The organism is Roseibium suaedae, assembly GCF_900142725.1.
Lineage (GTDB): Bacteria > Pseudomonadota > Alphaproteobacteria > Rhizobiales > Stappiaceae > Roseibium > Roseibium suaedae.
The window spans coordinates 1,312,941-1,336,761 of the sequence record NZ_FRBW01000001.1; the positions used below are offsets into that span (position 1 = coordinate 1,312,941).

The 23,821-nt window shown below is 61.2% G+C and carries 18 protein-coding genes; 9 read left to right on the forward strand and 9 right to left on the reverse strand.

Annotated elements, in window-relative coordinates:
* The first annotated feature begins 466 nt into the window (after positions 1–466).
* Positions 467–1,000: a PAS domain-containing protein gene (locus BUA94_RS05940; protein ID WP_073010023.1), complete on the forward strand. Its 534-nt coding sequence runs from the start codon at positions 467–469 to the stop codon at positions 998–1,000.
* Positions 1,001–1,064: 64 nt separating this feature from the next.
* On the forward strand, positions 1,065–2,225 hold the full coding sequence (locus BUA94_RS05945; RefSeq protein WP_073010026.1) for a methyl-accepting chemotaxis protein: 1,161 nt from the start codon (positions 1,065–1,067) through the stop codon (positions 2,223–2,225).
* A 109-nt stretch (positions 2,226–2,334) separates the two neighbouring features.
* On the opposite strand, the gene BUA94_RS05950 is transcribed toward BUA94_RS05945, so the two are convergent.
* Positions 2,335–3,453 carry an AraC family transcriptional regulator gene (locus BUA94_RS05950; protein ID WP_073010030.1) on the reverse strand — a complete coding sequence of 373 codons (1,119 nt, stop codon included), beginning with the start codon at positions 3,451–3,453 and terminating at the stop codon, positions 2,335–2,337.
* 135 nt (positions 3,454–3,588) lie between these two features.
* Here BUA94_RS05950 and BUA94_RS05955 point away from each other — a divergent pair, with 135 nt between their 5' ends.
* A complete protein-coding gene (locus tag BUA94_RS05955; protein WP_235860448.1) occupies positions 3,589–4,686 on the forward strand; it encodes an alpha/beta hydrolase family protein in 1,098 nt (365 codons plus the stop codon).
* Between the two features lie 46 nt (positions 4,687–4,732).
* On the opposite strand, the gene BUA94_RS05960 is transcribed toward BUA94_RS05955, so the two are convergent.
* The gene (locus BUA94_RS05960) at positions 4,733–6,304 is read right to left on the reverse strand and encodes an MDR family MFS transporter (protein WP_084081720.1); all 1,572 of its coding nucleotides are present in this window, start codon (positions 6,302–6,304) and stop codon (positions 4,733–4,735) included.
* A 177-nt stretch (positions 6,305–6,481) separates the two neighbouring features.
* On the opposite strand from BUA94_RS05960, the gene BUA94_RS05965 reads away from it, so the two are divergent.
* A complete protein-coding gene (locus BUA94_RS05965; protein WP_073010033.1) occupies positions 6,482–6,994 on the forward strand; it encodes a MarR family winged helix-turn-helix transcriptional regulator in 513 nt (170 codons plus the stop codon).
* A 9-nt stretch (positions 6,995–7,003) separates the two neighbouring features.
* Here BUA94_RS05965 and BUA94_RS05970 read toward each other — a convergent pair whose 3' ends face one another.
* The 3 genes from BUA94_RS05970 to BUA94_RS05980 all read right to left on the reverse strand — a co-directional run bounded on the left by BUA94_RS05970 (position 7,004) and on the right by BUA94_RS05980 (position 13,639).
* Positions 7,004–8,263: an MFS transporter gene (locus BUA94_RS05970; protein WP_073010035.1), complete on the reverse strand. Its 1,260-nt coding sequence runs from the start codon at positions 8,261–8,263 to the stop codon at positions 7,004–7,006.
* A gap of 492 nt (positions 8,264–8,755) precedes the next feature.
* Complete coding sequence (locus BUA94_RS05975; RefSeq protein ID WP_073010038.1) at positions 8,756–10,933, reverse strand: anthranilate synthase; 2,178 nt, start codon at positions 10,931–10,933, stop codon at positions 8,756–8,758.
* Between the two features lie 264 nt (positions 10,934–11,197).
* Positions 11,198–13,639, reverse strand: coding sequence for a methyl-accepting chemotaxis protein (locus BUA94_RS05980; protein ID WP_073010041.1), 2,442 nt, complete (start codon positions 13,637–13,639; stop codon positions 11,198–11,200).
* Positions 13,640–14,158: 519 nt separating this feature from the next.
* On the opposite strand from BUA94_RS05980, the gene BUA94_RS05985 reads away from it, so the two are divergent.
* Positions 14,159–15,193 carry an LLM class flavin-dependent oxidoreductase gene (locus BUA94_RS05985; protein WP_073011049.1) on the forward strand — a complete coding sequence of 345 codons (1,035 nt, stop codon included), beginning with the start codon at positions 14,159–14,161 and terminating at the stop codon, positions 15,191–15,193.
* A gap of 69 nt (positions 15,194–15,262) precedes the next feature.
* Here the strand turns inward: BUA94_RS05985 and BUA94_RS05990 are convergent, their stop codons facing one another.
* Complete coding sequence (locus tag BUA94_RS05990; RefSeq protein ID WP_139251020.1) at positions 15,263–15,769, reverse strand: glycine-rich domain-containing protein; 507 nt, start codon at positions 15,767–15,769, stop codon at positions 15,263–15,265.
* A gap of 409 nt (positions 15,770–16,178) precedes the next feature.
* Here BUA94_RS05990 and sthA point away from each other — a divergent pair, with 409 nt between their 5' ends.
* Positions 16,179–17,579 (forward strand): Si-specific NAD(P)(+) transhydrogenase, encoded by a 1,401-nt coding sequence (gene sthA / locus BUA94_RS05995; protein ID WP_073010047.1) that lies wholly within the window; start codon positions 16,179–16,181, stop codon positions 17,577–17,579.
* Between the two features lie 71 nt (positions 17,580–17,650).
* Here the strand turns inward: sthA and BUA94_RS06000 are convergent, their stop codons facing one another.
* Together BUA94_RS06000 and BUA94_RS06005 are read right to left on the reverse strand one after the other, a co-directional pair.
* Complete coding sequence (locus tag BUA94_RS06000) at positions 17,651–18,055, reverse strand: FKBP-type peptidyl-prolyl cis-trans isomerase (protein ID WP_084081722.1); 405 nt, start codon at positions 18,053–18,055, stop codon at positions 17,651–17,653.
* An 83-nt stretch (positions 18,056–18,138) separates the two neighbouring features.
* Positions 18,139–19,035, reverse strand: a complete 897-nt coding sequence (locus BUA94_RS06005) for an ROK family protein (protein WP_073010050.1) — start codon at positions 19,033–19,035, stop codon at positions 18,139–18,141.
* Positions 19,036–19,310: 275 nt separating this feature from the next.
* Here BUA94_RS06005 and BUA94_RS06010 point away from each other — a divergent pair, with 275 nt between their 5' ends.
* A complete protein-coding gene (locus tag BUA94_RS06010; protein ID WP_073010053.1) occupies positions 19,311–20,198 on the forward strand; it encodes a DUF6030 family protein in 888 nt (295 codons plus the stop codon).
* A gap of 385 nt (positions 20,199–20,583) precedes the next feature.
* Positions 20,584–21,117, forward strand: a complete 534-nt coding sequence (locus BUA94_RS06015; protein WP_073010056.1) for a hypothetical protein — start codon at positions 20,584–20,586, stop codon at positions 21,115–21,117.
* Between the two features lie 64 nt (positions 21,118–21,181).
* On the opposite strand, the gene BUA94_RS06020 is transcribed toward BUA94_RS06015, so the two are convergent.
* Positions 21,182–22,063, reverse strand: coding sequence for a LysR family transcriptional regulator (locus BUA94_RS06020; RefSeq protein WP_073010058.1), 882 nt, complete (start codon positions 22,061–22,063; stop codon positions 21,182–21,184).
* Positions 22,064–22,229: 166 nt separating this feature from the next.
* Here BUA94_RS06020 and BUA94_RS06025 point away from each other — a divergent pair, with 166 nt between their 5' ends.
* Positions 22,230–23,726 carry a CoA-acylating methylmalonate-semialdehyde dehydrogenase gene (locus BUA94_RS06025; protein ID WP_073011055.1) on the forward strand — a complete coding sequence of 499 codons (1,497 nt, stop codon included), beginning with the start codon at positions 22,230–22,232 and terminating at the stop codon, positions 23,724–23,726.
* The last annotated feature ends 95 nt before the right edge of the window (positions 23,727–23,821 follow it).

Consider the following 23,821-nt stretch of genomic DNA (forward strand, 5'->3'; position numbering starts at 1 on the left):
CGGCTTCCGACGAGAAGGAGTTGGGGCGGGAAACGTGGCGCGACCATGCATATTTCAAAATGTTACAGGGTTTGTGATCGGAATCTTGAAATGGCTCACAGCCGCCCGCAGTTCTGCCGGGACACCGACAGGTTGTGGTCACAATTCGCAGCCCTTGCCGCAATTGACAGGGCGCGCGCCGGCACTCAATCGCAGCGTTCAAGGGAGAGGTTTCCGTATGGGTGTGGAATAAGTAATTCAAATTTATGTTTTATTTGCTGTTGATGAAATTGCCGGGGTGATCGGGCGTCCGCCGCGGTTGCTGATTTCAATGGGAAAAAATACCTTAGGGGCAGTCTGCCGCGGCAACATTCTTAGCCATTGAATTAAGTGGGACTTAACTCCGGTTGTGGTTCTTGAGAAACAATTGGAGCCCATTTGAATTCGGCCGTAGACGGCGGCCGTTCTGCGTTCCGGAGAATTGACCATGGCAAAACCGGTGCATCTGACCGGACGTGAGCGGACCTTCCAGGAAAACGAGATCATCGTCAGCAAGACAGATCTGAAGGGGCGCATCACTTACGCAAACCGTACCTTTCTCGAGGTTGCGGGCTACACGGAAAAGGAAGTCATGGGCGAACCCCATAGCATCCTGAGGCACCCGGCCATGCCGCGCGCGGTCTTCAAGCTGATGTGGGATACCCTGGGCGCAGGTGAGGAAATCTTCGCCTATGTGATCAACCGTTGTAAGAATGGCGATCACTATTGGGTGAACGCCCATGTTACGCCGAGCCGCAACACCAAGGGCGAACTCGTTGGCTATCACTCGAACCGGCGCGTCCCCGACCGGCGGGTGGTCGAGGAAAAGATCCTTCCGCTCTACAAGTCGCTGAAGGCGCTTGAGGACGGGGCGGACAACCGGAAAGACGGTCTCGTGGTCTCCAGCAAGGCCGTCGCCGACCTGCTGGCCAGCAAGGGTTGCCGCTACGACGAATTCATCGCGACGCTGAAACATGCCTGACCCAGGCGCAGCCTGACTGCTGCGCTTGGTTCCCGGCCCGATAACTTTCTGGATGATTTAAGACATGTTCTCACGACTAAGCAAAGCGTCGCTGCGCAAGGCTGCCGCAGTTTGCAAGGCCGTCGCAAATGGTGACTTTGAAGCCCGTATTCTCAACATCACGGAAACAGGTGAAGCCGGGGAGCTGATGCATTCCATCAACCTGCTGATTGACCGGGCGGACGGATATCTGCGGGAATCCAAGGCCTGCATGGAATATGTCAGCCGCAACCAGCATTTCCGGCTGATTGAAGAAACCGGCATGTCCGGGAGCTTCAAGGATGCCTCCCGCACGATCAATGACGCCGTTCAGGTGATAAAGGAGCGCCACGAGGGCCTGTGCCGTCTCGGCAATGATTTCGAGGACCGGATGCTGACGGTGGTCAATTCCGTTACCGAGTCTGTCGATACGCTGAATTCCGTCTCCACCGATGTTGCCGCCGCCTGTACCCAGGCCAGCGAGCAATCCGTCGTGGTTGCCAGCGGCGCGGAGGAAGCTTCCTCCAACATGCAGCAAGTGGCTGCTTCCACCGATGAGCTGACCAGCTCGATCGGAGAAATCAACCGCCAGGTCAGCTCTGCGGCTGAAGTTGCCGCTTCCGCCGTGCGCAAGGCGCAGGCGATGGACCAGGAAATCGAAAGCCTGTCCGAAATGTCCGCCAGGATCGGCCAGGTGGTGAAGCTCATCAACGACATTGCCTCCCAGACCAATCTTCTGGCCCTCAATGCCACCATCGAGGCGGCCCGGGCAGGGGAACAGGGCCGTGGCTTTGCCATCGTCGCCCAGGAGGTGAAGGAACTGGCGGGAGAAACGGCTCGGGCAACCGAAGAGATCAACTCCCAGATCACCGAGTTGCAGGACGTCACTTCCAAGGCCGTGAGCGCCAACAAGGAAATCAGTGAGGCGATCCTGCAGGTCAATCAGATCTCGGCCTCCATCGCTGCCTCCGTTGAAGAGCAGACCGCTGCCACCAGCGAGATTGCCCGCAGCATCGAGATCGCTGCCTCCGGGGCCTCTGAGGTCACCAGTTCGATCGTCGATGTGCGCCGGGCCACTGCCGAAACGGCAGAAGCCAGCAGCCGCGTCATCGTTGCTTCCAGGGAGCTGAGCCGTCAGGAAGAAAGCCTGAAGGCCTTGCGCGGAGAAATGCGCGACTTCCTTCTGGTCGCCACCAAGGTCGGCTAACTTTTGGCCCCAGGCTAACAAACAGCGTCATTTGGCCCGGCCGTGCCCCTGTGCGGCCGGGTTTTGTTTGTTTTGGGAAAGAGCCGCTGCCGAACGCCTGCGGACCGGTTCAGATGTGGGATCCTGGGACCCTAGAGGAATGGCCGCCGCCTGGGTATCCGGGGGAAGGAATGGTCCTATCCAGCCACTGGCTGGGCGGACAGCCCATGACCCGCAGGAATTCGCGGTTGAAGTTCGACTTGGTGTTGAAGCCGCTGGCATACATCGCAGTGGTCACGCTGGCGCCATCCGACAGAAGCCCGCAGGCGTGGCGGATCCGGTAGCCGTTGATATAGCGGGAAACATTGGCGCCGGTGGCCTGGTTGATCATTGCCGAAAGCTGTTTCTCGGGCGCCTTGAGCCTTCGCGCGATGCGGCCGAGGGTCAGGTCCGGGTCAAGATAGAGCTGCCCTTCCGACATCAGCTTTTCAAGTTCCACAAACAGGGAGGTCTGCCGGGCGGCTTCGTCCTCGGCGCCGGTGGTGTCTGAGGCTTGCCGAGCGGTTTGCGCCGGCTGGTCCGGAGCGCTGTCTTCCGGATCACTGTCTTCCGGATCACCTGTCTCCCCCGGAACGGGTTTCAATGTGTCTGAAAGATTCAGGGCGCCGATCACCAGAAGGAACGTGCTGGAGAACACCGAGATGATCCAGGGGCGCAGCCAGTCATGGCCAAGTGCCATGGCCATGAAAATTGCCCCGTCACTAAAGGCCGAGGCAATCAGGGCCGCCGCCACCCAGCGCCACAGCACGGCAGCGCGGTTGCCGTGCTCCAGACGGATTAGCGGCAGTTCTTCTGCATTGCGCCCAAGACCAAGCAGGATCAACCCGCCATAGGCTACGAAGGACAGGACCAGGATCCAGTCGACCGCATCCCTGAAGGCAAAGGTCGCGGCAATCACCAGCAGCGGCGTCAGCAAGTGAAAGATATCGGGCACGAGGCGTAGGGGGCGGATCGAGGTGCTGACGAAGGACAGATAGGCGAGGATAGGGATCGCCATTGCCGTGACCGGCTGCACAGGTGCCAGACCGTGCAGGCCATAATATTGATTGAGGCTGGTGATCAGCGACTGTCCGGCGCAAACCGCAATCAGCCCAAGAACCATCTTCGGCGTTTCCCCTTCGATGGCGGCGCGCAGCCCCAGATAGGCAAGGATCGCTGCGGTGACGAGGGGGATGGGAATTGCAAACATGGAACCTTCACTGAACCTGGAGGATCATCAATGTCCTGAAACCGGATTTGGGACGACCTCGAACCGGATTTAGGACGCCCGAACCTCATTGATCAACCAGTGTCTGCCTCGTGATCCACCACTTGAGGCACTGACATGACCAATTCCACTTTCACTTTCGACAAGATGATCAAGACCTGGCGCAGACTGAAGCCGGCCGTACTGGTTGCTGGCCTTTCTGTCGCGGCTCTTGCCCATTCCCAAACTGCGTCCAAGGCAGACGAGATGCCCGGCTATGACCGTATCGATATTCAGGCCAAGCACCGCAGCGTTCTCGTACCAGGTTCGGTCTGGTACCCGGCCGGCTCGCAGACCTATCGCAGCCTGGTTGGCGACAATATTGTCTTTAAGGGCGCGTCGGTCATGCTTGGAGCGACCGTCAAGGAGGGCAAATATCCGCTGCTGGTCCTCTCCCACGGCTCTGGCGGCAACATGGACGGGCTTGCCTGGCTTTCGTCAGCATTGGCCAAGTCGGGCATCATGGTGCTTGGGATGAACCATCCGGGCAGCACTTCAAGGGACAGCTCTCCGCGCCGTTCTGCCCAGTTCTGGGACCGGGCCCAGGACACGGGTGCAGCGCTCGATGCGATCCTGGCAGATCCGGCCTATGCGCCGCATATCGACCAGAGCCGGATCTATCTGCTCGGCTTCTCGCTTGGCGGGGTCAACACGCTTCAGAACATTGGCCTTCGAACCGACATCAGTCTCTTTGATGAGTTCTGCGAGAAGGAGCCGAAATCTCCAGGCTGTGTCTTCTTCGCCAAGGGTGGAGTGGACTGGAAGACCGTGGATGCGGCGAAGATCGATGCTTCCTACGAGGAGCCGCGTCTGGCGGGGGCAATTGCTGTTGATCCGGGTCTGCATTTCGCCATGACCCCGGACAGCATTGCGGCCCAGAAGAAGCCGGTGCTGTTCATCAATCTCGGCTCTGATGACACGCTCTGGAATGAAATCAACGTCGGGCCTGCCGGCTCCAACCTGGTGGGGCGCATGGCCAATACGCAATATGTCCAGATCTCTCCTGCCGATCACTTCACATTCCTCGCTGAGTGCAAGCCGGAAGGGGCTGCGCTTTTGAAGGAAGAAAAGGACGATCCGGTCTGTGACGATCCCAAGGGCGCGAACCGGGCAAAGATCCATGAACAGGTGATCGAAGCGGTAAAGCGCTTCATCCTGACCGGCAACGCATCCTGATAGCCTGCATATTAAAAGGCCGGGCATTTGCCCGGCCTTTTCACGTTCAATTGGAGAGGGAGTCCAGCCGCCGGTTCTGGACACAGAGGCCGGCGATGCAGCCGCAGATGCCGATGCCGGCCGCCACCAGGAACACCGGGTGAAGGGCGTCGACATAGACCGTGTTCACCAGGTGCCGGCTTGTTTCTGGTAGCGCGGCAATCTGTTCAGGCGTCAGGCTTGCCAGATTGGAAATGCCCGGCACGGAGCCGGCTGCCATGGTCACTACATAGGTGATCAGCGTGCCATAGAGCGAGATGGCAACAGAGGCGGCTCCGATGCGGGAGAGGGTGGTGAGACCCGTGGCCGCGCCCACATCCTTGCGCGGGGCGGCGTTCTGGATGCCCAGGATCGGCACCTGCTGGCCAATGCCGGTTCCCATGCCTTGCAGGAACATGAAAAGGGCGATCACCGGCAGGCTGACGACCTCGCTGAAGAAGGCAAGTGCCAGCAGGGCTAGGGCCGATACCGATGTGCTTGCGACAGCGAAGTACTTGTAGTGGCCGGTGCGGAAGATCAGGCGTCCTGCGCTTAACGAGCCTGCCGCGATACCGGCGGTTAGTGGAATGAAGAACAGGCCGGCGAGGGACGGGGACAGGCCCAGTCCGGATTGCAGGTAGAGCGCATAGTAATTTCCCAAGCCGATGCCCATGGAGCCGCCTGCCATGGAGACGATCAGAAGCAGCACGATGGTGCGGTTCTGAAACAGGGACAGCGGAATAACCGGCTCGACGGCACGCTTTTCCGCCAGGATCCAGAGCAGCAGGCAGAGGATGCCGATGCCGATGACCGTCAGGCTTTCTGGCGCCGTGATACTGCCGAAGAGGCTTGGGCTGTCGGCCCAGAGCACCAGGCAGGCGATGGTCGCTGCCAGGGTGATGGATCCGGCAATGTCGATCTTGGGAACACGGGAAGGGCGGCGGTAAGGCAGCAGAAGTGCCAGGCCGATGATCACGAGAACACCAATCGGCACGTTGATCAGGAAGATCGAGCGCCAGCCGAAATGTTCGGTCATGAAGCCGCCAGCGGTGGGGCCGGTGGTGCCTGCGAGCATCAGCACGAGGCTGGTATAGCTCTGATATTTAGCCCGCTCCCGGGGCGAGAAGATATCCGCGTTGACCGAGAAGACCGTGACCATGACGCCGCCACCGCCAAGCGCCTGCAGGACACGGGCGGCAATCAGCGTTTCCATTGTGGTTGCGGCCGCGCAGGCAATGGAGCCGCCGACGAACAGGGCAATCACCGCCAGAAGCACATATTTGCGGCCGAAGAGGTCGCCCAGCTTGCCGTAGAGCGGCATCACGGCGCTTGAGGTCAGAAGATAGGCGGATGTGATCCAGCTGAAGCCTTCAAGGGTGCCGAAATCTCCCACGATTGTCGGCAGGGCGGTCGAGACGATCTGCACATCCATCATCGACATGAACACGGCGCACATCATGATCAGATAGACGAACAGTCTCAGCCGCTTGTCGGTGATGAGGGGGCCTTCCTGGGCTGTCCCGAAGGCGGGACCGGCCGTGGAGCCTGAGGTCAGGTCGGGGACCGGTGCGGTATCTGCTGTGGTGGTTTGGGAGCTCATCGGGGAACCTGACAGAAAGCTAAGGCAGACTTATATATGCTTGACGCATATATTTGTCAAAGTCATTAAAATGTAATATGCATGCAAGCATGTGAGCCTGCGGCCCCTGTGGTCCTTGCAAGGCAGATGAGCGGCCTGTTCCGGCAATGAGCCCGATGCCGGGAGAATGAAGGTGCGATGACTGATCAAGGACCGAAAACAGTGATCGAGCGGATCGCGCGGACCATGTCCCGCTACCGGGTGCTGGCCAAGAGCCGGCTGATCACGCGCCTGACCCTCGGCAGCAATGCCGCGGACCTGGACATCGGTTATCTAGACCTGATCGAGAGCGTTGGCCGCTGTATCCGAAACGGTCAGGAAGTGACCGTGGGTACGGTGGCGGACCTGATGCGGATCGACCCTTCAAGGGCCAGCCGGGCCGTAGCTCAGCTTGTCGATCAGGGGCATTTCCAGCGCGGTGTTTCTCAGGAAGACGCCCGGCGCTCGGTCGTTCTTCTGACCGACAAAGGCAAGAAAATCCTGCGCGACAAGGTCGAGATCAAGCTTCACCTGATTGCCAAGATCACCGAGGACTGGCCCGAGGAAGACGTTGCCCGCTTCTCCGAGCTCTACAGCCGGTTTCTGGATGACTTCGAACGGGTGGCGGCCGATCAACTGAAGGAACGGCAGGACGAGGCGTCCGGCGGCTGATCCTGGCGATCAGCCCTTGCAGTTCTCGCTGCTGCCCTTGTCCAAGCTCCTGGCCATGGGCAGGGCTGCCAGGAAAAGCATGGCGAAGCCAGCGCTGAGCGCTGTCATCCCGTAAAACAGCGCCGCGACACTGGTGCCAGTATCAAGCAGTACGCCGATGATGCTTGGGCCGAGCGCTCCCAGCAGCACCCCGCAGGCGGTGGTGAAGGAACGGATCGCGCCGAAGTGGCCAAGCCCGAAGAGGCGGGACAAAAGCACATCCTTCAGCGGGATCACCATGCCCATCGCCATGCCTGCAAATCCCAGATAGAGCGCGATGCCGACTGGTGTCGGCGCGACCCCAAAGGAAAGCAGTGCAGCCATCTGGGGCAGGAGCACGACAGGCAGGAGCCTCAAGGGGCCGATCCTGTCGGCGAGCGTGCCGGTCAGGAGCGATCCGCCGATATTGGCTGCGGCCGCCAGAGGGTAGCCCGCCACAAACCAGGCCGGGTCCCAGCCCTTCGCCTCAGTCAGGGCAACCTGATGGAAGAAGATGGCAATGTTCATGATGACCGGCGACAGCAGACCGGGAACCAGCAAATAGAGCAGGGGGCTGCGCAACAGCTCACCCAAGGTCCAGGAGCGGGCAGCCTCCGCCGGGCGGGCGGGAATGTCTCCCTTTGGCTGTTCCCTGACTGTATCCGTGCGGGCAGGGGATACGTTCCGGGTCAGCGCCAGGAAAAGTGGAAGGCAGACCGCCATCAGCAGGACCACGATGGTCAGCCAGGTTTGGCGCCAGTCGAGAAAGGCCATCAGGGCAACAGCCGCAAGCGGCAGGGTTGCCTCGCCAATCGGGTTCCCGAGCGCTGCCATAGACAGCGCGCGGCCACGGGCCTGGGCGGGAAACCAGCGGGCCATGGCTGAAACGGAGACATGGGGCGCCATGCCCTGTCCCATCAGGCGCACCCCGTAGAGAGCCAGTCCGAGCATGAAGATGTTCTGGGACAGAACGACAAGACCGGATGCGGCGGCCAGCGCACAGATGGTCAAGGCCCCGATCAGGACAGTCGAATACCGGTCGACCAGACGCCCGATTGTCATCAGCGTTAAGGCGCTGGCTATCGTGATGGTGGTGTAGAGCGCCCCGAAGGCGCCGTTGGAGAGGTCAAAAGCACCGCGGATTTCGCCGCCAAAGACCGCGATGAAGAAGTTCTGGCCGAAGCTGGACACAAACGTCAGCAGCACGCCGACCAGAATGTGCCGCGGGTTTTGACGCAGGATCGTTAGCATGGCTCTTCCGTTTTCCCTTTGCGAGAAAGGGTTTCACTTCATGGCAGGGGGGGCAAGGCTGGTTGCAGGCAAAGGCGTTCCGCTGCAGGGCGGATTGAAATGGAAACCTGCCGAATTTTCAACCCTCACCCGGCGCGTCGCGCCGACCTCTCCCATGCTTGGGAGAGGTGTCTGGAGGAGAGGTTTTTGAAGGAGGAGGGGCTGGGACAGAGGAGGGGGAACTCGGTCCTTCGTTGTGCCGCAGCAGTTCCCCTCTCTTCGCTGGGGAGAGGGCCAGGGTGAGGGGGCAGAGCCTTAGTTTGCGCGCCCAACCCTCACCCGGCGCATTGCGCCGACCTCTCCCAGGCTTGGGAGAGGTGTCCGGAGGGGAGGCATTTGAAGGTTGAGAGGCTGGGCCAAAGGAGAGGGATGCGGTCTCTCGACATGCCGCAGCAGGTTCCCTCTCCCCACTGGGGAGAGGGTTAGGGTGAGGGGGGCTGATGCCAAGGCCGCTCAGGCGGGCTCTGCGACCTTCGCTTTCACCAGGCGGGAGACCACGTTCTCGATGATCTTGTGGCCGGCGTCCTGATCGAGGGACATGATCGATTCCGGGTGGAACTGAACGGCTGCGATCGGCTCCTCGTCGTGCTCGATGGCCATGACCACTCCGTCCTCGGTCTCTGCCGTGACCCGGAAATGCGGGTTAAGCTTGTCGCGCTTGGCAAAGAGCGAGTGGTAGCGGCCAACGACGACCGGCGTGCTCAGGCCCTCGAACAGGACAGAATTGCCGGTGATCGAGATCGGTGACGGCTTGCCGTGCATGGGCACGTCGAGCTGGCCAAGTTCCCCGCCGAAGCTCTCTGCCAGAGCCTGAAGGCCGAGGCAGACGCCGAAGACCGGCAGGGCGCGGGCGCGGGCCCGGCCGATGGTGGCGGCGCAGTCGAAGTCCTTCGGATTGCCAGGACCAGGCGACAGCACGACCAGATCCGGCTTCACATCGTCAAAGACGTGATCGGCAACCGGCGTACGGTAGGTGACCACTTGTGCGCCGGTCTGACGGAAATAGTTCGCCAGCGTGTGAACGAAACTGTCTTCATGGTCGACGAGCAGGATCTTGAGACCGGCGCCGAGTTTGGCCTTGGCTGCCTTGTCTTCCGGTTTGGTGGCAAGGCCTGCCTCGCGCACGGCTGCCCGCATGGCTTCCGCCTTCAGCTCGGTCTCGGCTTCCTCGTCTTCCGGAATGCTGTCGTAAAGCAGGGTCGCACCGGCCCGGATCTGGGCCACGCCATCCTTGATGCGGACTGTGCGCAGGGTCAGTCCGGTGTTCATGTCGCCATTGAACAGGACCGCACCGATGGCGCCACCGTACCAGGCGCGCGGGGACTTTTCGTGGCTTTCGATGAATTCCATCGCCCACCGTTTCGGCGCGCCGGTCACAGTCACGGCCCAGGTGTGGGAGAGGAACGCGTCGAGCGCATCCATGTCTTCGCGCAGGATGCCTTCGATATGGTCGACCGTATGGATCAGACGGGAATACATTTCGATCTGGCGGCGGCCGATGACCCGGACGGAGCCGGGCACGCAGACGCGGCTCTTGTCGTTGCGGTCCACGTCCGAGCACATGGTCAGCTCGGCTTCATCCTTGGCGGAGTTCAGCAGTTTGCGGATCTGGGCTTCGTCCTCGATGGCATTCTTGCCGCGCCGGATGGTGCCGGAGATCGGGCAGGTTTCCACCCGACGGCCACCGGTCACCCGCACATACATCTCCGGCGATGCGCCGACGAGATATTCCCGGTTGCCCAGGTTGAAGAAGAAGGAATAGGGCGAGGGATTGATCTGCTGCAGGCGCCGGGACACGGCGGACGGAGGATTGGCGCAGGGCTCATAGAAGGTCTGACCGGGCACCGTCTCGAACAGATCGCCCCGGCGGAAGTAGTCCTTGGCCTTCTCGACCAGCTTGGCATATTCGCCAGGCTCATGATCGCCGCGGCCCGGATCTTCATTGGCGGGGGAGTACTGGCTCTTTTCGCCGTCGCGCGGCAGGCCGCGGGTGGAACGGCCATCGACCTCGAATTCATATTCAAGAACGTAGGCACGCTTGCCATGGTGGTCGACGATCAGAATTTCGTCCGGCAGGAACAGCACGACGTCGCGCTGGTCGTCCGGGCGCTGCAGTTTCAGGTCGATGGGCTCGAACTGGAAGGCAACGTCATAGCCGAAGGCACCGTAGAGGCCGAGCTGGTCATCGCCGCAGGCAAAGAGATCCTTCAGCGCACGCACGATGGAGAAGGTGGAGGGCTGGCGGGAGCGTTCCTCTTCCTGGAACACCCGGTCCGGCGTCTTGACCGTGAGGTCGATACGCTCGTCCGTGGCGCTGAAGCTGCCTACATCCGGATGGTCGCGAAGGGCCGAGACAATGGCCGGAAACAGAACCTTTCCGCGCTCGTTCAGGACCCGGATGGAAACGTCACGTCCGGCGGATTCCATCACCAGCGGCGGGTTGACCAGCGCCATGTCCCAGCGGGTGTAGCGTCCCGGATACTCATAGGACGAGGACAGGACCGCACCGCGTTCCGCATCCAGCCGGTCGATCCAGCGGGAAGTGCCTTCGTCATAGTCAGCGGGGCGGGAAGAGCGGTGGATGGCGATGCCACCCTGGGTCACGTAAGTCTGGTCTGCCAATTCCGGCATCTGTCTAATCCTCCATGGGGCGCTGTTGGAAGGCATCCCCAGAAAGACCAAAGGCCGCTGGCGGGGAGCCCCGCGGCGGCCTTTTGGTCAACTTCGAACACGTTAGAACATGAGAAATCGCTGGCCGCCGTCAGACGTCCCGCCACCACCAAATCGTGTTCATGATCGTGTTCATGCGACTTGAATAGCCGATGCTGTAAGGCGTGGCAATGGGGCGGAAGTTCCACGAAGGAAATTCCGCCCGCATCAGGGTGTGTAGGTGCGTTAGGCTGCGGCAACCTCCGAGAGGAAACGCTCGACTTCCGCCTTCAGCCGGCCGGTCTTTTCCGTCAGGTCGCCGGACGCGGTCAGGACATGGTCAGCGGACTTGCTGGTCAGGCCGACGGTCTGGGACAGTTCGGACATGTTCATCGACACTTCTTCGGTGCCCTGGGCTGCCTGCTGGACATTGCGGGTGATCTCGGTGGTGGCCGTGCCCTGCTGGCTGACGGCAGAGGCAATGGCACTCGTGTAGCGGCTGACCTCTTCCATGATGCTGGAAATACCCAGGATGGCTTCCGCGGAATTGCGGGTCGCGCCCTGGATGGAGGCAATCTGGCTGGCGATGTCCTCGGTTGCCTGGGAGGTCTGGGTCGCCAGTTCCTTGACCTCGCGGGCAACCACCGCAAAGCCACGGCCTGCATCGCCCGCGCGTGCGGCTTCGATGGTCGCATTCAGGGCGAGGAGGTTGGTCTGTTCGGCAATCGCCCGGATCAAGGTGACGACCTCGCCGATCTTGGCCGCAGAGGCGGAGAGGCCGGAGACCAGTTCGTTGGTTGCCCGCGTGGAAGCCGTTGCCTGATCCACCACGTCCGAGGTCTGGTTCACCTGACGGGAAATCTCGCCGATGGAAGCAGAGAGCTCTTCCGCAGCGCTTGCGACTGTCTGGACGCTCTGGCTCGCATCGCCAGTGGCATGCAGGGTGCGGTCCGCATGACCGGAGCTTTCCCTTGCGATCTCGGTCAGGGAGCGGGCGGTGTTGTCGAGATCCTGAGCAGTGCCATCGACGGCGGAGAGGATCGAGGCGGCTGTCTCGCGGAAGCTGCTGATCAGCTGCTCGACCCGCATCTGACGCTGTCTCGACTGATCTTCCTCGCGTGCCTGTTCTTCCTGAAGCTTCTGGCGCTCCAGCGCATTCGTCCTGAAGACTTCCACGGTCCGGTTCATGTCGCCGATCTCGTCGCCCCGGTCGGTGCCGGTGATCTTGATGCCGGTTTCGCCGTGAGCCAGACGCAGCATCAGCTCCGTCGTGGCGCGGATGGGCCGGGCGATCGCCCGGTGCAGGAGCATGGCGAGCACGATGCCAAGGGCGAGGGTGACGGCGAGCGCTGCGCAAATGACCAGGACGGCGTTTGATCCGGCTGCCCGGCTGTCTTCGCTCTGGGTGGAAACAACTTCGGAGATCTGGGCAGCAAGCTGATCGGAGAGGTGCTGCAGATCCGCAACGCCCGCATCCGAGGCCTTTTTGGACTGGCTCATGGACTGGAAGGCCTGCTCGAAAGTCTGGATAGCCTCCGGCATGGCGCTGACAGCCTCTGCGGTGGCAGGCAGAACGGTGCCGGATTTCGCCAGCTCCCCTGCAGAGGTTTTGAGCAATTTGATCTTATAGAGGATTGCCGCATCCTGACCGGAGGAGCCTTTCTTGAACGACAGGGTGTCAGCCTGTAGGCTTGCGGCGGTGAGGGCGAGCGTGTTGCCGCTGGCGCTGATATCCGCAAGGGATGACAGGTGGCTCTGCCGCTCGATGGCATCGCCGAGTTGGCTGTCGAGCGACCGGTAGGCCGCGACCCGCAGTTCAGGGGCGAGGGTCTTCACCGCGTCGATGAGGTCGGCAACGGTTTTCTTCTTGCCCATCTTGTTGAAGAGATTGGTCTCGCCCAAAAGATCTGGAATTCCGCTTTGAAGCAGACGGGTGTTCTCAGCCATGCCTTTCAGGACATCCTCGCTGACGCCTTCGATCTTCGCGGTTTCAAGCACTGTTCCGGCTTCCACCATGTTGGCGAGGCTGGTCTCGATTTCCGCCAGGATCTCCGGCGTCAGGTCTTTCTGCTTGAACTGGGAGGTCTTGCCGAATTTCTCGTCCAGCCTGGTGGCCTCTTCCTGAAGAACACTGGCCCGGCCGCCGTATCCACGGGCCGAGGATTGGGTCTCGCGGGCCGCCGTCGCGGCCTGGGCTGCCGCCTTCTGTTCGCCGGTTACCTCCCGGCTGATGGCGGACGCGAGTTCTGCCAGTTGCGCGGTTGCGGCCGCTATGGAGCGGCTCGCATCCACCTGATCCTTCATCTCTCCGGTGACCTTGCCGAAACGGGCAGTGTACTCTTCGAGCAGGGTTCTGGCGGCGTGGACGCTGTCCCGGCTGGCGGATCCGCCCGCAATGGCGGCCTCAAGATTGGAAAGGCTTGCGGACAGGGCCTGGATCTCGGCCTGGGTCACTTCAGCCAGCTCCCTGGTCGGTCTGTCCAGGAAACTGCGCTGGGCACCGAGAACCTGATGAAGCGCGGTGAGGGAGCCTGTCGCCTTGTCCGTGACTTCGGCGTTTTGTGTCAGAGCGAAGAGGTTATAGACGGCGGTCCCGCCCAGAACTCCGGTCAGCAACAGGATGGTCCCCAGCCCGCCCCAGACTTTGTGGCCGAATTTCAGATCAGAGAATTTGCGGATTCCGAACATGCATTTGCCCCAGCAGTGTCTCTCGAGGCAGGGATTTTTGCCCGCCTCTGTCAGATTTGCTGCAAGGCAACAGAGCTGCATGACGGTGATGTGACTGTTGTCCCCGGCTTGACACCCCTCTGGAGCCACAAGCGTTAAGGGCCGGTCCGGCGGTAGGATCATTTTCTCCAATCCGGGCTGAGTCCCCTGAAATGAGGGGCGGGGAGCAGGATCAAGAGCATGAGATTCCAGAAATACGGCCCTGTAATAACTACTTAAGGATACTAGGCATTTCCGGCAGGAAAGTTCTGGAAAGCGGCTCGGCGGGCGGTGCGAACACAGCGTTCAGCTCGAGAAGACAATCTTCCCTTTCAGGGCGCGCCCCGGCGTCTTAAGTTGGCGATCAGGATTTGACCGCGCTCCGGGAAACACCCGGCTGCTCGCGAAGCAGCATCAACAGGATGCCAGCTGCTCGCAAAGCAGCATCAACAGGATGCCAGCTGCTCGCGAAGCAGCATCAACAGGATGAATGACAAGACGATGACCCAAGCACTTGAACTTGGCCTGGACACATTCGGTGACATCACCGCTGCCCAGGATGGCTCTCTCAAGCATGAAGCAGAGGTTCTGCGCGATCTGGTCGAGCAGGGCGTGCTGGCAGATGAGATCGGCGTCGATTTCCTGGGGCTGGGTGAACATCATCGTGCAGACTTCGCCATTTCCGCTCCGGAAATCCTCATGTCCTATCTGGCGGCGCGGACCAGCCGGATCAAGCTCGGGACATCGGTCACGGTCCTTTCCTCGGATGACCCGATCCGGGTGTTTCAACGCTTTTCGACCCTCGACGCCTTGTCCGGCGGCCGTGCGGAAATCACGCTGGGGCGCGGGTCTTTCACCGAGAGCTTTCCGCTCTTCGGCTTCAAGCTGGACCAATATGAGGTCCTGTTTGAACAGAAGCTGGATCTTCTTTCTGCGCTTTTGAACAACGAGGTGGTGAGCTGGTCCGGTCAGATCCGTCCGCCGCTGAAGCAGCAGCGCGTCTTCCCGCGGGTCGAGTCCAGGCCGCTGACCTGCTGGATCGGTGTCGGCGGCAGCCCGGAGTCCGTGGTCCGGGCCGTGACCTACAACATGCCGATGATGCTCGCGATCATTGGCGGCAATCCGGCCCGCTTCAAGCCTTATGTCGAGCTCTATCATCAGGCCTGTGCCCAGATGGGCCATGAGGTGAAGCCCTTGGGCGTACATTCTCCGGGCCATGTGGCCGAGACGGATGAAGAGGCGATCGAACAGCTCTGGCCTCACTACAAAGCCTTCCATGACCGTCTGGGCCGCGAGCGCGGCTGGGCCTCCATGGGCAAGGAAACCTTCATTCAGGAGGCACGCAGCGGCTCCCTTTATGCCGGCTCTCCGGAGACGGTTGCCCGGCGCATCGCCAAGACGATCGAGACCCTCGGCCTGTCCCGCTTCGATCTCAAATACGCCACCGGAACCATGCCCCACAGCCAGCTGATGAAGAGCATCGAGCTCTATGGCACCAAGGTCATGCCGCTCGTCCGCGAGATGGTGGCAGGCTGATCGTTAAAAAGAAACACCGCAGGAAGCCTGACCTCCTGCGGTGTTCTGGATTCAAATGGGCTGATCTGCTCAGCCTTTGTCGATGTAGCAGTCTGATCCGATGAAGCAGTCAGAGCAGATGAAGCAATCCGACACGACTTCGCAGCCATCGGGGCCAGATTCGCCCGGCTTGCCGAACAGGTCCTGGCTCAGCGGCCAGATATCAAACGGCGGATACTGCTTGAAGGTCCGGGCATAGTCGATCAAGAAGCGGATATACATGATCGGGAGCTTCGGCTCCTTCTCGATCGACATCGGAGTATGATGCAGATATTCACCGAATGCCTTGTCGCAGAAGTCGACATAGTCCCGTGTGAAGAGAATGAACGTGTGCAGCAGCTCATCGATCGTGTCGATGGTGCCGTATTTGAGATCGCTTGAGCCGCAGACTTCGAAGAACCGGCGGAACTCCGTCTCGATGCGTGCGATCTTGGCCGCATCATATTCAGGATGGCTGGTCTTGAAGGCATCCATGACCTTGGACAGGTCATAGGAGTGAATGACGTTCTTCATCTTTTCGAGATCGTTGGTCTTCATGTAAGTCTCCTCGGTCAACTGCAAGATTCAAAAAATCAGAGCTTGAAGAAGCTGGTCGCGATGGCTTGTCTACGCCGGTTATGAATTTGGTGGCGCAGTCACCCGGCAGGCCTTTCGTTCGAAAGATCTTGTGCCGGCTTTCCAAAGATTGCTGAAGGTGTCTGCTGTCCTGCGTGGTCGCACATCAGTCATAAGTCGTGATTTTCATTAAAATGTACTTAAAATTGTCACTTTTGCGCATGGTATTTTATTTTGGCGCCGCTTGAGGTTGTGTTTTCGCAATGAGCGGCGGAAAGCAAGGAAACCGGGTTGACGCGGCCTTCATGTTTGGCGCTTACCTTTTTGCTTATACTGCGGTGCAATATGGAGACTGTCTGTCCGGCGAGGGGCAAGCAGCAGAGGGTAGCCAATGGACCATTATCAGCTCATCGTGATCGGCAGCGGGCCGGCCGGACGCCGGGCGGCAATCCAGGCAGCGAAATTCGGGCGGGATGTTCTCGTCATTGAAAAGGGGCGCCGTGTTGGCGGGGTCTCCGTACACACGGGCACCATTCCGTCAAAGACGCTGCGCGAGACGGCACTCAACCTGACGGGCTGGCGCGAGCGGGGCTTTTACGGCCGCGCCTACCGGGTCAAGCAGGACATCTCTGCAGATGACCTGAGGGCCCGCCTGCACATCACGCTCAACCATGAAATCGAAGTGCTTGAGCACCAGTTTGCCCGCAACAAGGTTGATACCCTGCGCGGGGAAGCAAGGTTCCTGGATGCCCACACGCTGGAAGTCACGGGAGACGCAGGGGAGAAGCTGTGCTTCACGTCAGACCGGTTTCTGATTGCCGTCGGCACCAAGCCGTTCCGGCCAGGCTATGTGCCTTTTGATGGGGAGTATGTTCTCGATAGCGACGAGATCCTTGAGCTCAGGGACCTTCCCCGTTCGATTGCCGTGATCGGTGCCGGGGTGATCGGCGTTGAATATGCCACGATCTTCTCGGCGCTGGATGTGCATGTCACCCTGGTCGAACCGCGCAACTCCATGCTGGACTTCATCGACAGCGAACTGGTTGCCGATTTCACCCATGACTTGCGCGACCGGGGCATTGCCCTGCGCTTTGGCGCCAAGGTGGAGAAGATCGAAAAGCATGCCCCGGGCAAATGCGAGATCACGCTGGAGGGGGGACGCTCGGTCCGTTCCAACGTGGTGCTGTTTGCGGCCGGGCGCATGGGGGCGACCGACAGTCTCAATCTGGAGGCTTGCGGCTTGCCGGCGGACCATCGCGGCCGCCTCAAGGTCGATCCGACCACTTTCCAGACCGATGTGCCGCATATCTTTGCGGCCGGCGATGTCATCGGCTTTCCAAGCCTTGCCTCCACCTCCATGGAGCAGGGGCGCATCGCCGCCTGCCATGCGCTCGGAGAAAAGGCCTATGACCCGCCGGAGTATTTCCCCTATGGCATCTATGCGGTGCCGGAGATTTCGACGGTCGGCATGACCGAAGAAGAAGTGCAGAAGCGCGGCATTGCCTATGAATGCGGGATTGCCCGGTTCCGTGAGACCTCCCGTGGCCATATCATGGGGCTGAATTCCGGCATGCTGAAGATGATCTTCTCGCTGAAGACCCGGCGTCTGCTCGGCTGCCATATCGTGGGTGAGGGGGCGACCGAACTGGTGCATATCGGCCAGGCGGTGCTGAACCTGAAGGGAACGCTCGAATATTTCGTCGAGAACACCTTCAATTATCCGACCCTTGCCGAAGCCTACAAGATCGCGGCGCTGGACGCCTGGAACCGGATGCCGCCGCTCGACCGGTAGCAGCCGTCAGAACGAAAAAGCCTCCGGAGCGGCTGCTCCGGAGGCTTTCCCAAATTCATGGCAAGCAGTGGTTACTTGACGCCAAGCAGCTCGACTTCGAACTTCAGCGTCGCGTTCGGCGGAATGACGCCGCCAGCGCCACGGCTGCCGTAGCCCATCTGCGGCGGAATGACGAGCTGGCGCTTTCCGCCAACCTTCATTCCGGCAACGCCTTCATCCCAGCCACGGATCACGCGGCCTGCGCCGAGCGGGAAGGAGAAGGGATCGCCACGGTCAACGGAGGAATCGAACTTCGTGCCGTCCATCAGCCAGCCGGTGTAATGCACGGTGACCGTCTGTCCGGCGACAGCTTCCGCGCCGTCTCCAACCTTCAGGTCGGTGATCTTGAGTTCTTCGGCATGGGCAATCGCGGCAGTGGAGGCGATGACGCCGGCGGCCAGGCCGGGGCGCAGGAACTTGAACAGCTTGCGGATCATGTGTGAATCTCTCGCAGTTTCAGATGACGGGAGCCTGCCGGGTCATTCCGGCGGGATTGTGGTTGCAATGGCCGAAACTTCGCTCAGTCGTTCCAGAGCCAGGCCGCGCCGCGCACGCCCGAGCTGTCGCCGTGGCGGGCTTTGCGGATCGGCACTTCATAGACATCGGACATGATGAATGGCGCCATGGCAGCGGGAAGGTCCTCGTAGAGCTCTTCCACATTCGACATGCCGCCGCCCAGGACAAAACAGTCCGGGTCGAGAAGATTGGCGGACATGGCAAGGGCGCGGGCAAGGCGGCTGGCATAGGCTTCATAGGCCGCCGTTGCCACGGCATCCCCTGCGCGCTTGGCCGCCATGATCTCATGGCCCTTCAGCGGCGTGCCGGAGCGCTCCAGATAATCGGCCTGAAAGCCGGTGCCCGAGCACCAGTGATCGATCGCGCCGGGATGGCCGAGCCAGTTGACCGGACCGGGAAACTCTTCCGGCTTCATCCACGGCACAGGGATTGCACCCCATTCGCCGCCGATGCCATTCGCGCCCCGGTGGGCCTTGCCGTCGATGGCGATGCCGGACCCGCAGCCCGTGCCGATGATGATGGCGTGGACGATGTGGCAGCCTGCGCCGGAGCCGTCGGTTGCCTCGGAGACAGCCAGGCAATTGGCGTCGTTCTGGATGCGGACATCGCGGCCAAGACGCGCTTCAAGGTCCTTGTCCAGCGGGCGGCCGTTCATCCAGGTGGAATTGGCGTTCTTGACGAGACCGGTCACGGGAGAAATCGATCCGGGAATGCCGAGGCCAAGGCTGCCGGTCTGGCCGGTCGCCTTTTCCGCATTGGCAACCAGTGTCGCGACGGCTTCGATACAGCCGTCATAGTCATCCCGGGGGGTGGGCATGCGCTCGCGGAAAAGTTCCTCTCCCGCGTCACCAAGGGCGATGATCTCCATCTTCGTGCCGCCCCAATCGATGCCTAACCGCATGCTTCCTCCAGAATTTTCAAAGTCTTGACCAGCGTGGACCCAAACCGGTTCAAACGCTGCGAGCGGCGCCATGTAACCGGCGCCGTTGCAGCGTTTCAAGTGGCTTGAAGCGGCGGCCGTTCACGAACTTATCGAAAACCCGTTGAAACGGTCAGGTTTTGGGACCAGAAGGGAGAAAGGAAAGATGTGCGGTGCTCTGTGGCGGAGGCTTTGCCGTACGGGATCCTGATGGAGGCAGCCGGGCGTCTCGCACCCGTTGCCGGTCGAGGCCGCACATGAACAAGCGCAAGCGCGAATTTGAACAGGGCAAACGCCGGGCACCGGACTGGATGCGGCAGGACAACCGCCGCCGGATCTGGGGCGAGGACGCTGCCTTTGCGGCTGCGCCTCCACGGCAGCTTCAACGGGCCCCCTGGCGAGGGGAAAAGCTCAAGCCGGCAACCCAGGGCCAGATCATCGCCCGCATGCTGATGATTGGCCTGCCCCTGGTGCTTGCCGCAGGCCTGACCGGTGCGGTGATGTTCAGCGAAGAGCTCGGTCTGACCCAGCCCGCGCCTGCTCCCGTACTGGCCCCGGTGACACCGGATCCCCTGGCCGGGTTCGATGCAGGCACCCGCCAGACCCTTACGGAACCGGAAGTCATGGTGCCGGCAACGTTGAAGCTCGGCTTCAGGGGGGATCCGCAGTCCCTGTGCGACGAGATGGGCGCCATGGGGCTGGAGAACAACGGTTGGAACCGCGCGCCCTTCATCTCCGGTGCCTGGCAATGCGCGTCGACCCTTGTGCCCCTGACCACGCCCAGCGTGGATTATGGCCCGGCAACCCTGTTCTTTCTTCTCAGAGGCAAGGCTGCAGACAAGGTGGATTACCTGCGGCTGAAGCTGAATGTGGAAGATCCCAAGCAAAAGGAAGTGGGCGAGAAAGCGGCCCGTCTGGTCATCTCTGCCCTGTCCGACCGCTATGGCTGGGCCGTGCCGGATGAATTCCTTCAGGCCATCCGGGACTTCAAGCCGCTGGAGACAACGGACCGGGGCGTGCGCCTCTCCGTTGCCCCAGAGGACCCGAACCTCACCGGCGACCCGACCGCCGTGCGCCGTCTCAACATCATCATCGACTTCGGAGAACCGGAGCTGATCCGCCCGGCGGATGGGTTCGAGCGCTGAACGGGGCGTTGTCACGCTCAGCAGGACTTTGGCCTGCCGCCCGGCCTTTTATGATGGCATCCTCAGGATGAGGATGAGATTGTATTTGGCACCGCATATCAACACGGCCGCCTCATCCTGAGGAGCAGCGAAGCTGCGTCTCGAAGGATGCGAGGCTTCAGCCTTTCTCTGTTTGACCCATCAGGAATTGCTCCTGCCCGACAGAATGACCTAGGATTGCTGAAGCGGACTTGCTCCATGGAGCAGGGCATTCATCAAGAGGCTGGGGGCAGTCATGTTCGGACTTGGCAAATTCAGGTTGGAAAAAGGTACCGCACCGCAGGCCGGACGGCGGAGACAGGGGGGGAGGCGTGCCTCTTGCCGGAGCTTTGGTCTGGCACTGGTCGTGGCGCTCAGCGGTCTGGGGCTGACGACAACCATTTCCCATTCGGCCGATTACGCCGTCTATGAAGAGCATTCGCCGGAAACCAAGCCGATGCAGCCGGGCGGTAACCTGCGGACGCTGAACCGGGTGATCACCCAGACGGGCGATGCGATCCATCTGGACACGGAAACCGGCATCGTCTCGCTCAAGGCGGGCACCTACCGGATCTCCGGTGTGTCCGTGGTGACCTATTTCGATGCCAAGGCAGATACGGATGGCCGGGTGTCGGCAGCAGCCCGGCCCAATGCGAGCTATGCCATGCTGCTCCATCCGGGCAAGGCCAGCCGGGACGTGGAGCCTCTGGCATTGGGAACCGTCGCCACCGCAAACATGGTTCCGAGCCTTGTCGACACGCTCCTGACATTCGATCAGGACACCCAGATCGTGCTGATGCACCAGGCCGGCCGCGACGTGGAGGGCATCTATCTGGAGGTCTATGTCGACAACTCCGACAAGCACGTCATGGCCCGGCTGGTGATTCAGAAGCTGGAATAGCGTTACGTGCTCCTCCGGTTCTCCGCTTCGCTGCGACCGGGGGGACGGCCAGCGAATAAAAGCCTCACCCGAACATCCCCCGGTCTTCCGCCACGCAGTTACGCAGAAAATCCTGGACTGTGGAGACGTGGCGGAGGGGGCGGGAGCTTTCGTGGGTGACCATCCAGTAGGCCCGTTCTATCCTGAGGTCGGGCAGCACGGGTTTGAGGCCTGGCAGGCTGCGGGCAATGAAATGGTGCAGGATGCCGATGCCTGCCCCCGCCTTCACCGCTTCGGTCTGGCCAAGGGCCGATGCGATCTCGAAGCGGGAGGACCAGTCCCTCACCACATCGGACGCATAGTTGAGGGCGGGGGAGTAGATCAGGTCCTCGACGAAGCCGACCAGATCATGCCCAGAAAGATGCGCCGGGGTCTCCGGCGTGCCGCGTTCTTCCAGATAGCTTTCCGAGGCATAGAGCCCCAGCGCATAGTCCACCAGCTTGCTGGCAATCAGACGCCCGTGTTCGGGCCGCTCGACCGTGACCGCGATATCCGCCTCACGTCTTGAGAGGGAGAAGGAGCGGGGAACGGGCACGAGCTGGATCGTGAGGCCCGGGTGGGCGCGGGCAAGGCGGGCAAGGCGCGGGGCGAGATAGGCAACGCCGAAGCCGTCCGGCGCGCCGATGCGCACGGTGCCGGTCACCTCGACCGAATTGCCACCCAGGTCATCGGTGGCTGCTAGCATTTCCGCTTCCATCCGCTCGGCCCGCTCCAGAAAGCGGGAGCCTGCTTCGGTCAGGAAGCAGCCGTTGGTCGAGCGGTCGAACAGCCGGGTTTCCAGCGCGGTTTCCAGCGAGGTCAGTCTTCGGGCGACGGTCGCATGGTTCAGGTTCAGGCGCCGGGCGGCTGCCAGGATCTGCCCGGACCGGGCAACCCGGAGGAAAATGCGGATATCGTCCCAGTTCACAGGCAGGCTCCCGTCTGGCAAGGTCTGCGGGTCAAGTGTTTATTGCTTTAATTTTCGCACAACGGATGCGGAAACCATACCCTTGTTTGCGGCAAAAATAAAAGGCACTAAAGGGTCACTTCAAATGGGCCGGTCAAACCTGGCCCGACAGCAGGGAGATTACGCCATGCGCACGATTGGTCATTTCATCGGCGGCAAGCAGGTAGAGGGCACCTCGGGCCGCTTTGCCGACATTTTCAATCCGGCCACCGGTGAGGTTCAGGCCAAGGTGGCGCTGGCAAGCGACGCCGAGCTGGCAGCGGCCGTGGAAAACGCCAAGGCGGCTCAGCCCAAGTGGGCCGCGACCAACCCGCAGCGCCGCGCCCGCGTGTTCATGAAATTCGTTCAGCTCCTGAACGAGAACATGGACGAGCTGGCCGTGATGCTCTCCAAGGAGCATGGCAAGACCGTTGAAGACGCCAAGGGCGACGTGATCCGCGGCCTGGAAGTCTGTGAATTCGTCATCGGCATTCCGCATCTGCAGAAGAGCGAGTTCACCGAAGGCGCTGGCCCGAACATCGACATGTACTCCATCCGCCAGCCGGTCGGCGTCGGTGCAGGCATCACACCGTTCAACTTCCCGGCCATGATCCCGATGTGGATGTTCGCTCCGGCCATTGCCTGCGGCAACGCCTTCATCCTGAAGCCGTCCGAGCGCGATCCGTCCGTGCCGATCCGTCTTGCCGAACTGATGATCGAAGCAGGTCTGCCGGAAGGCATCCTGAACGTCGTCAACGGGGACAAGGGGGCGGTTGACGCGATCCTGACCAACCCGGATATCAGCGCCGTGTCCTTCGTCGGCTCCACGCCGATCGCCCGCTACGTCTATGGCACCGCTGCCTTGAACGGCAAGCGCGCCCAGTGCTTCGGCGGCGCCAAGAACCACATGATCATCATGCCCGATGCGGATCTGGACCAGGCTGCCAACGCCCTGATCGGCGCAGGCTACGGCTCTGCCGGCGAACGCTGCATGGCGATCTCCGTTGCTGTGCCGGTGGGTGAGGAAACCGCCAACCGTCTGGTCGAAAAGCTGACCCCGATGATCGAGTCGCTGAAGATCGGACCTTACACCGACGAGAAGGCAGACATGGGCCCGGTGGTCACCAAGGAAGCCCGTGAGCGCATCCTGGGCCTGATCGACCGCGGTGTCGAAGAAGGCGCAAACCTCGTGGTCGACGGCCGTGATTTCAAGCTTCAGGGCTATGAAAACGGCTATTTCGTCGGCGGCTGCCTGTTCGACAACGTCACCCCGGACATGGACATCTACAAGCAGGAAATCTTCGGCCCGGTCCTCTCCGTGGTGCGCGCCAAGACCTATGAGGAAGCCCTCGACCTGCCGATGAAGCACGAATACGGCAACGGCGTTGCGATCTACACCCGTGATGGGGATGCTGCCCGTGACTTTGCCTCGCGCATCAACATCGGCATGGTCGGCGTCAACGTGCCGATCCCGGTTCCGCTTGCCTACCACTCCTTCGGTGGCTGGAAGTCCTCTTCCTTCGGTGATCTGAACCAGCACGGCACGGATTCCATCAAGTTCTGGACTCGCACCAAGACGATCACCAGCCGCTGGCCGTCCGGCATCAAGGACGGTGCCGAATTCGTCATGCCGACGATGAAGTAAGACCCGGTCCGGGCCTTGGCCCGGATCCATCGCTCCGGTGGAGCGATGGAACGGGCGAACGCGGTCGAGGGTAAGTCGCTTGCGGCGTCGAGACC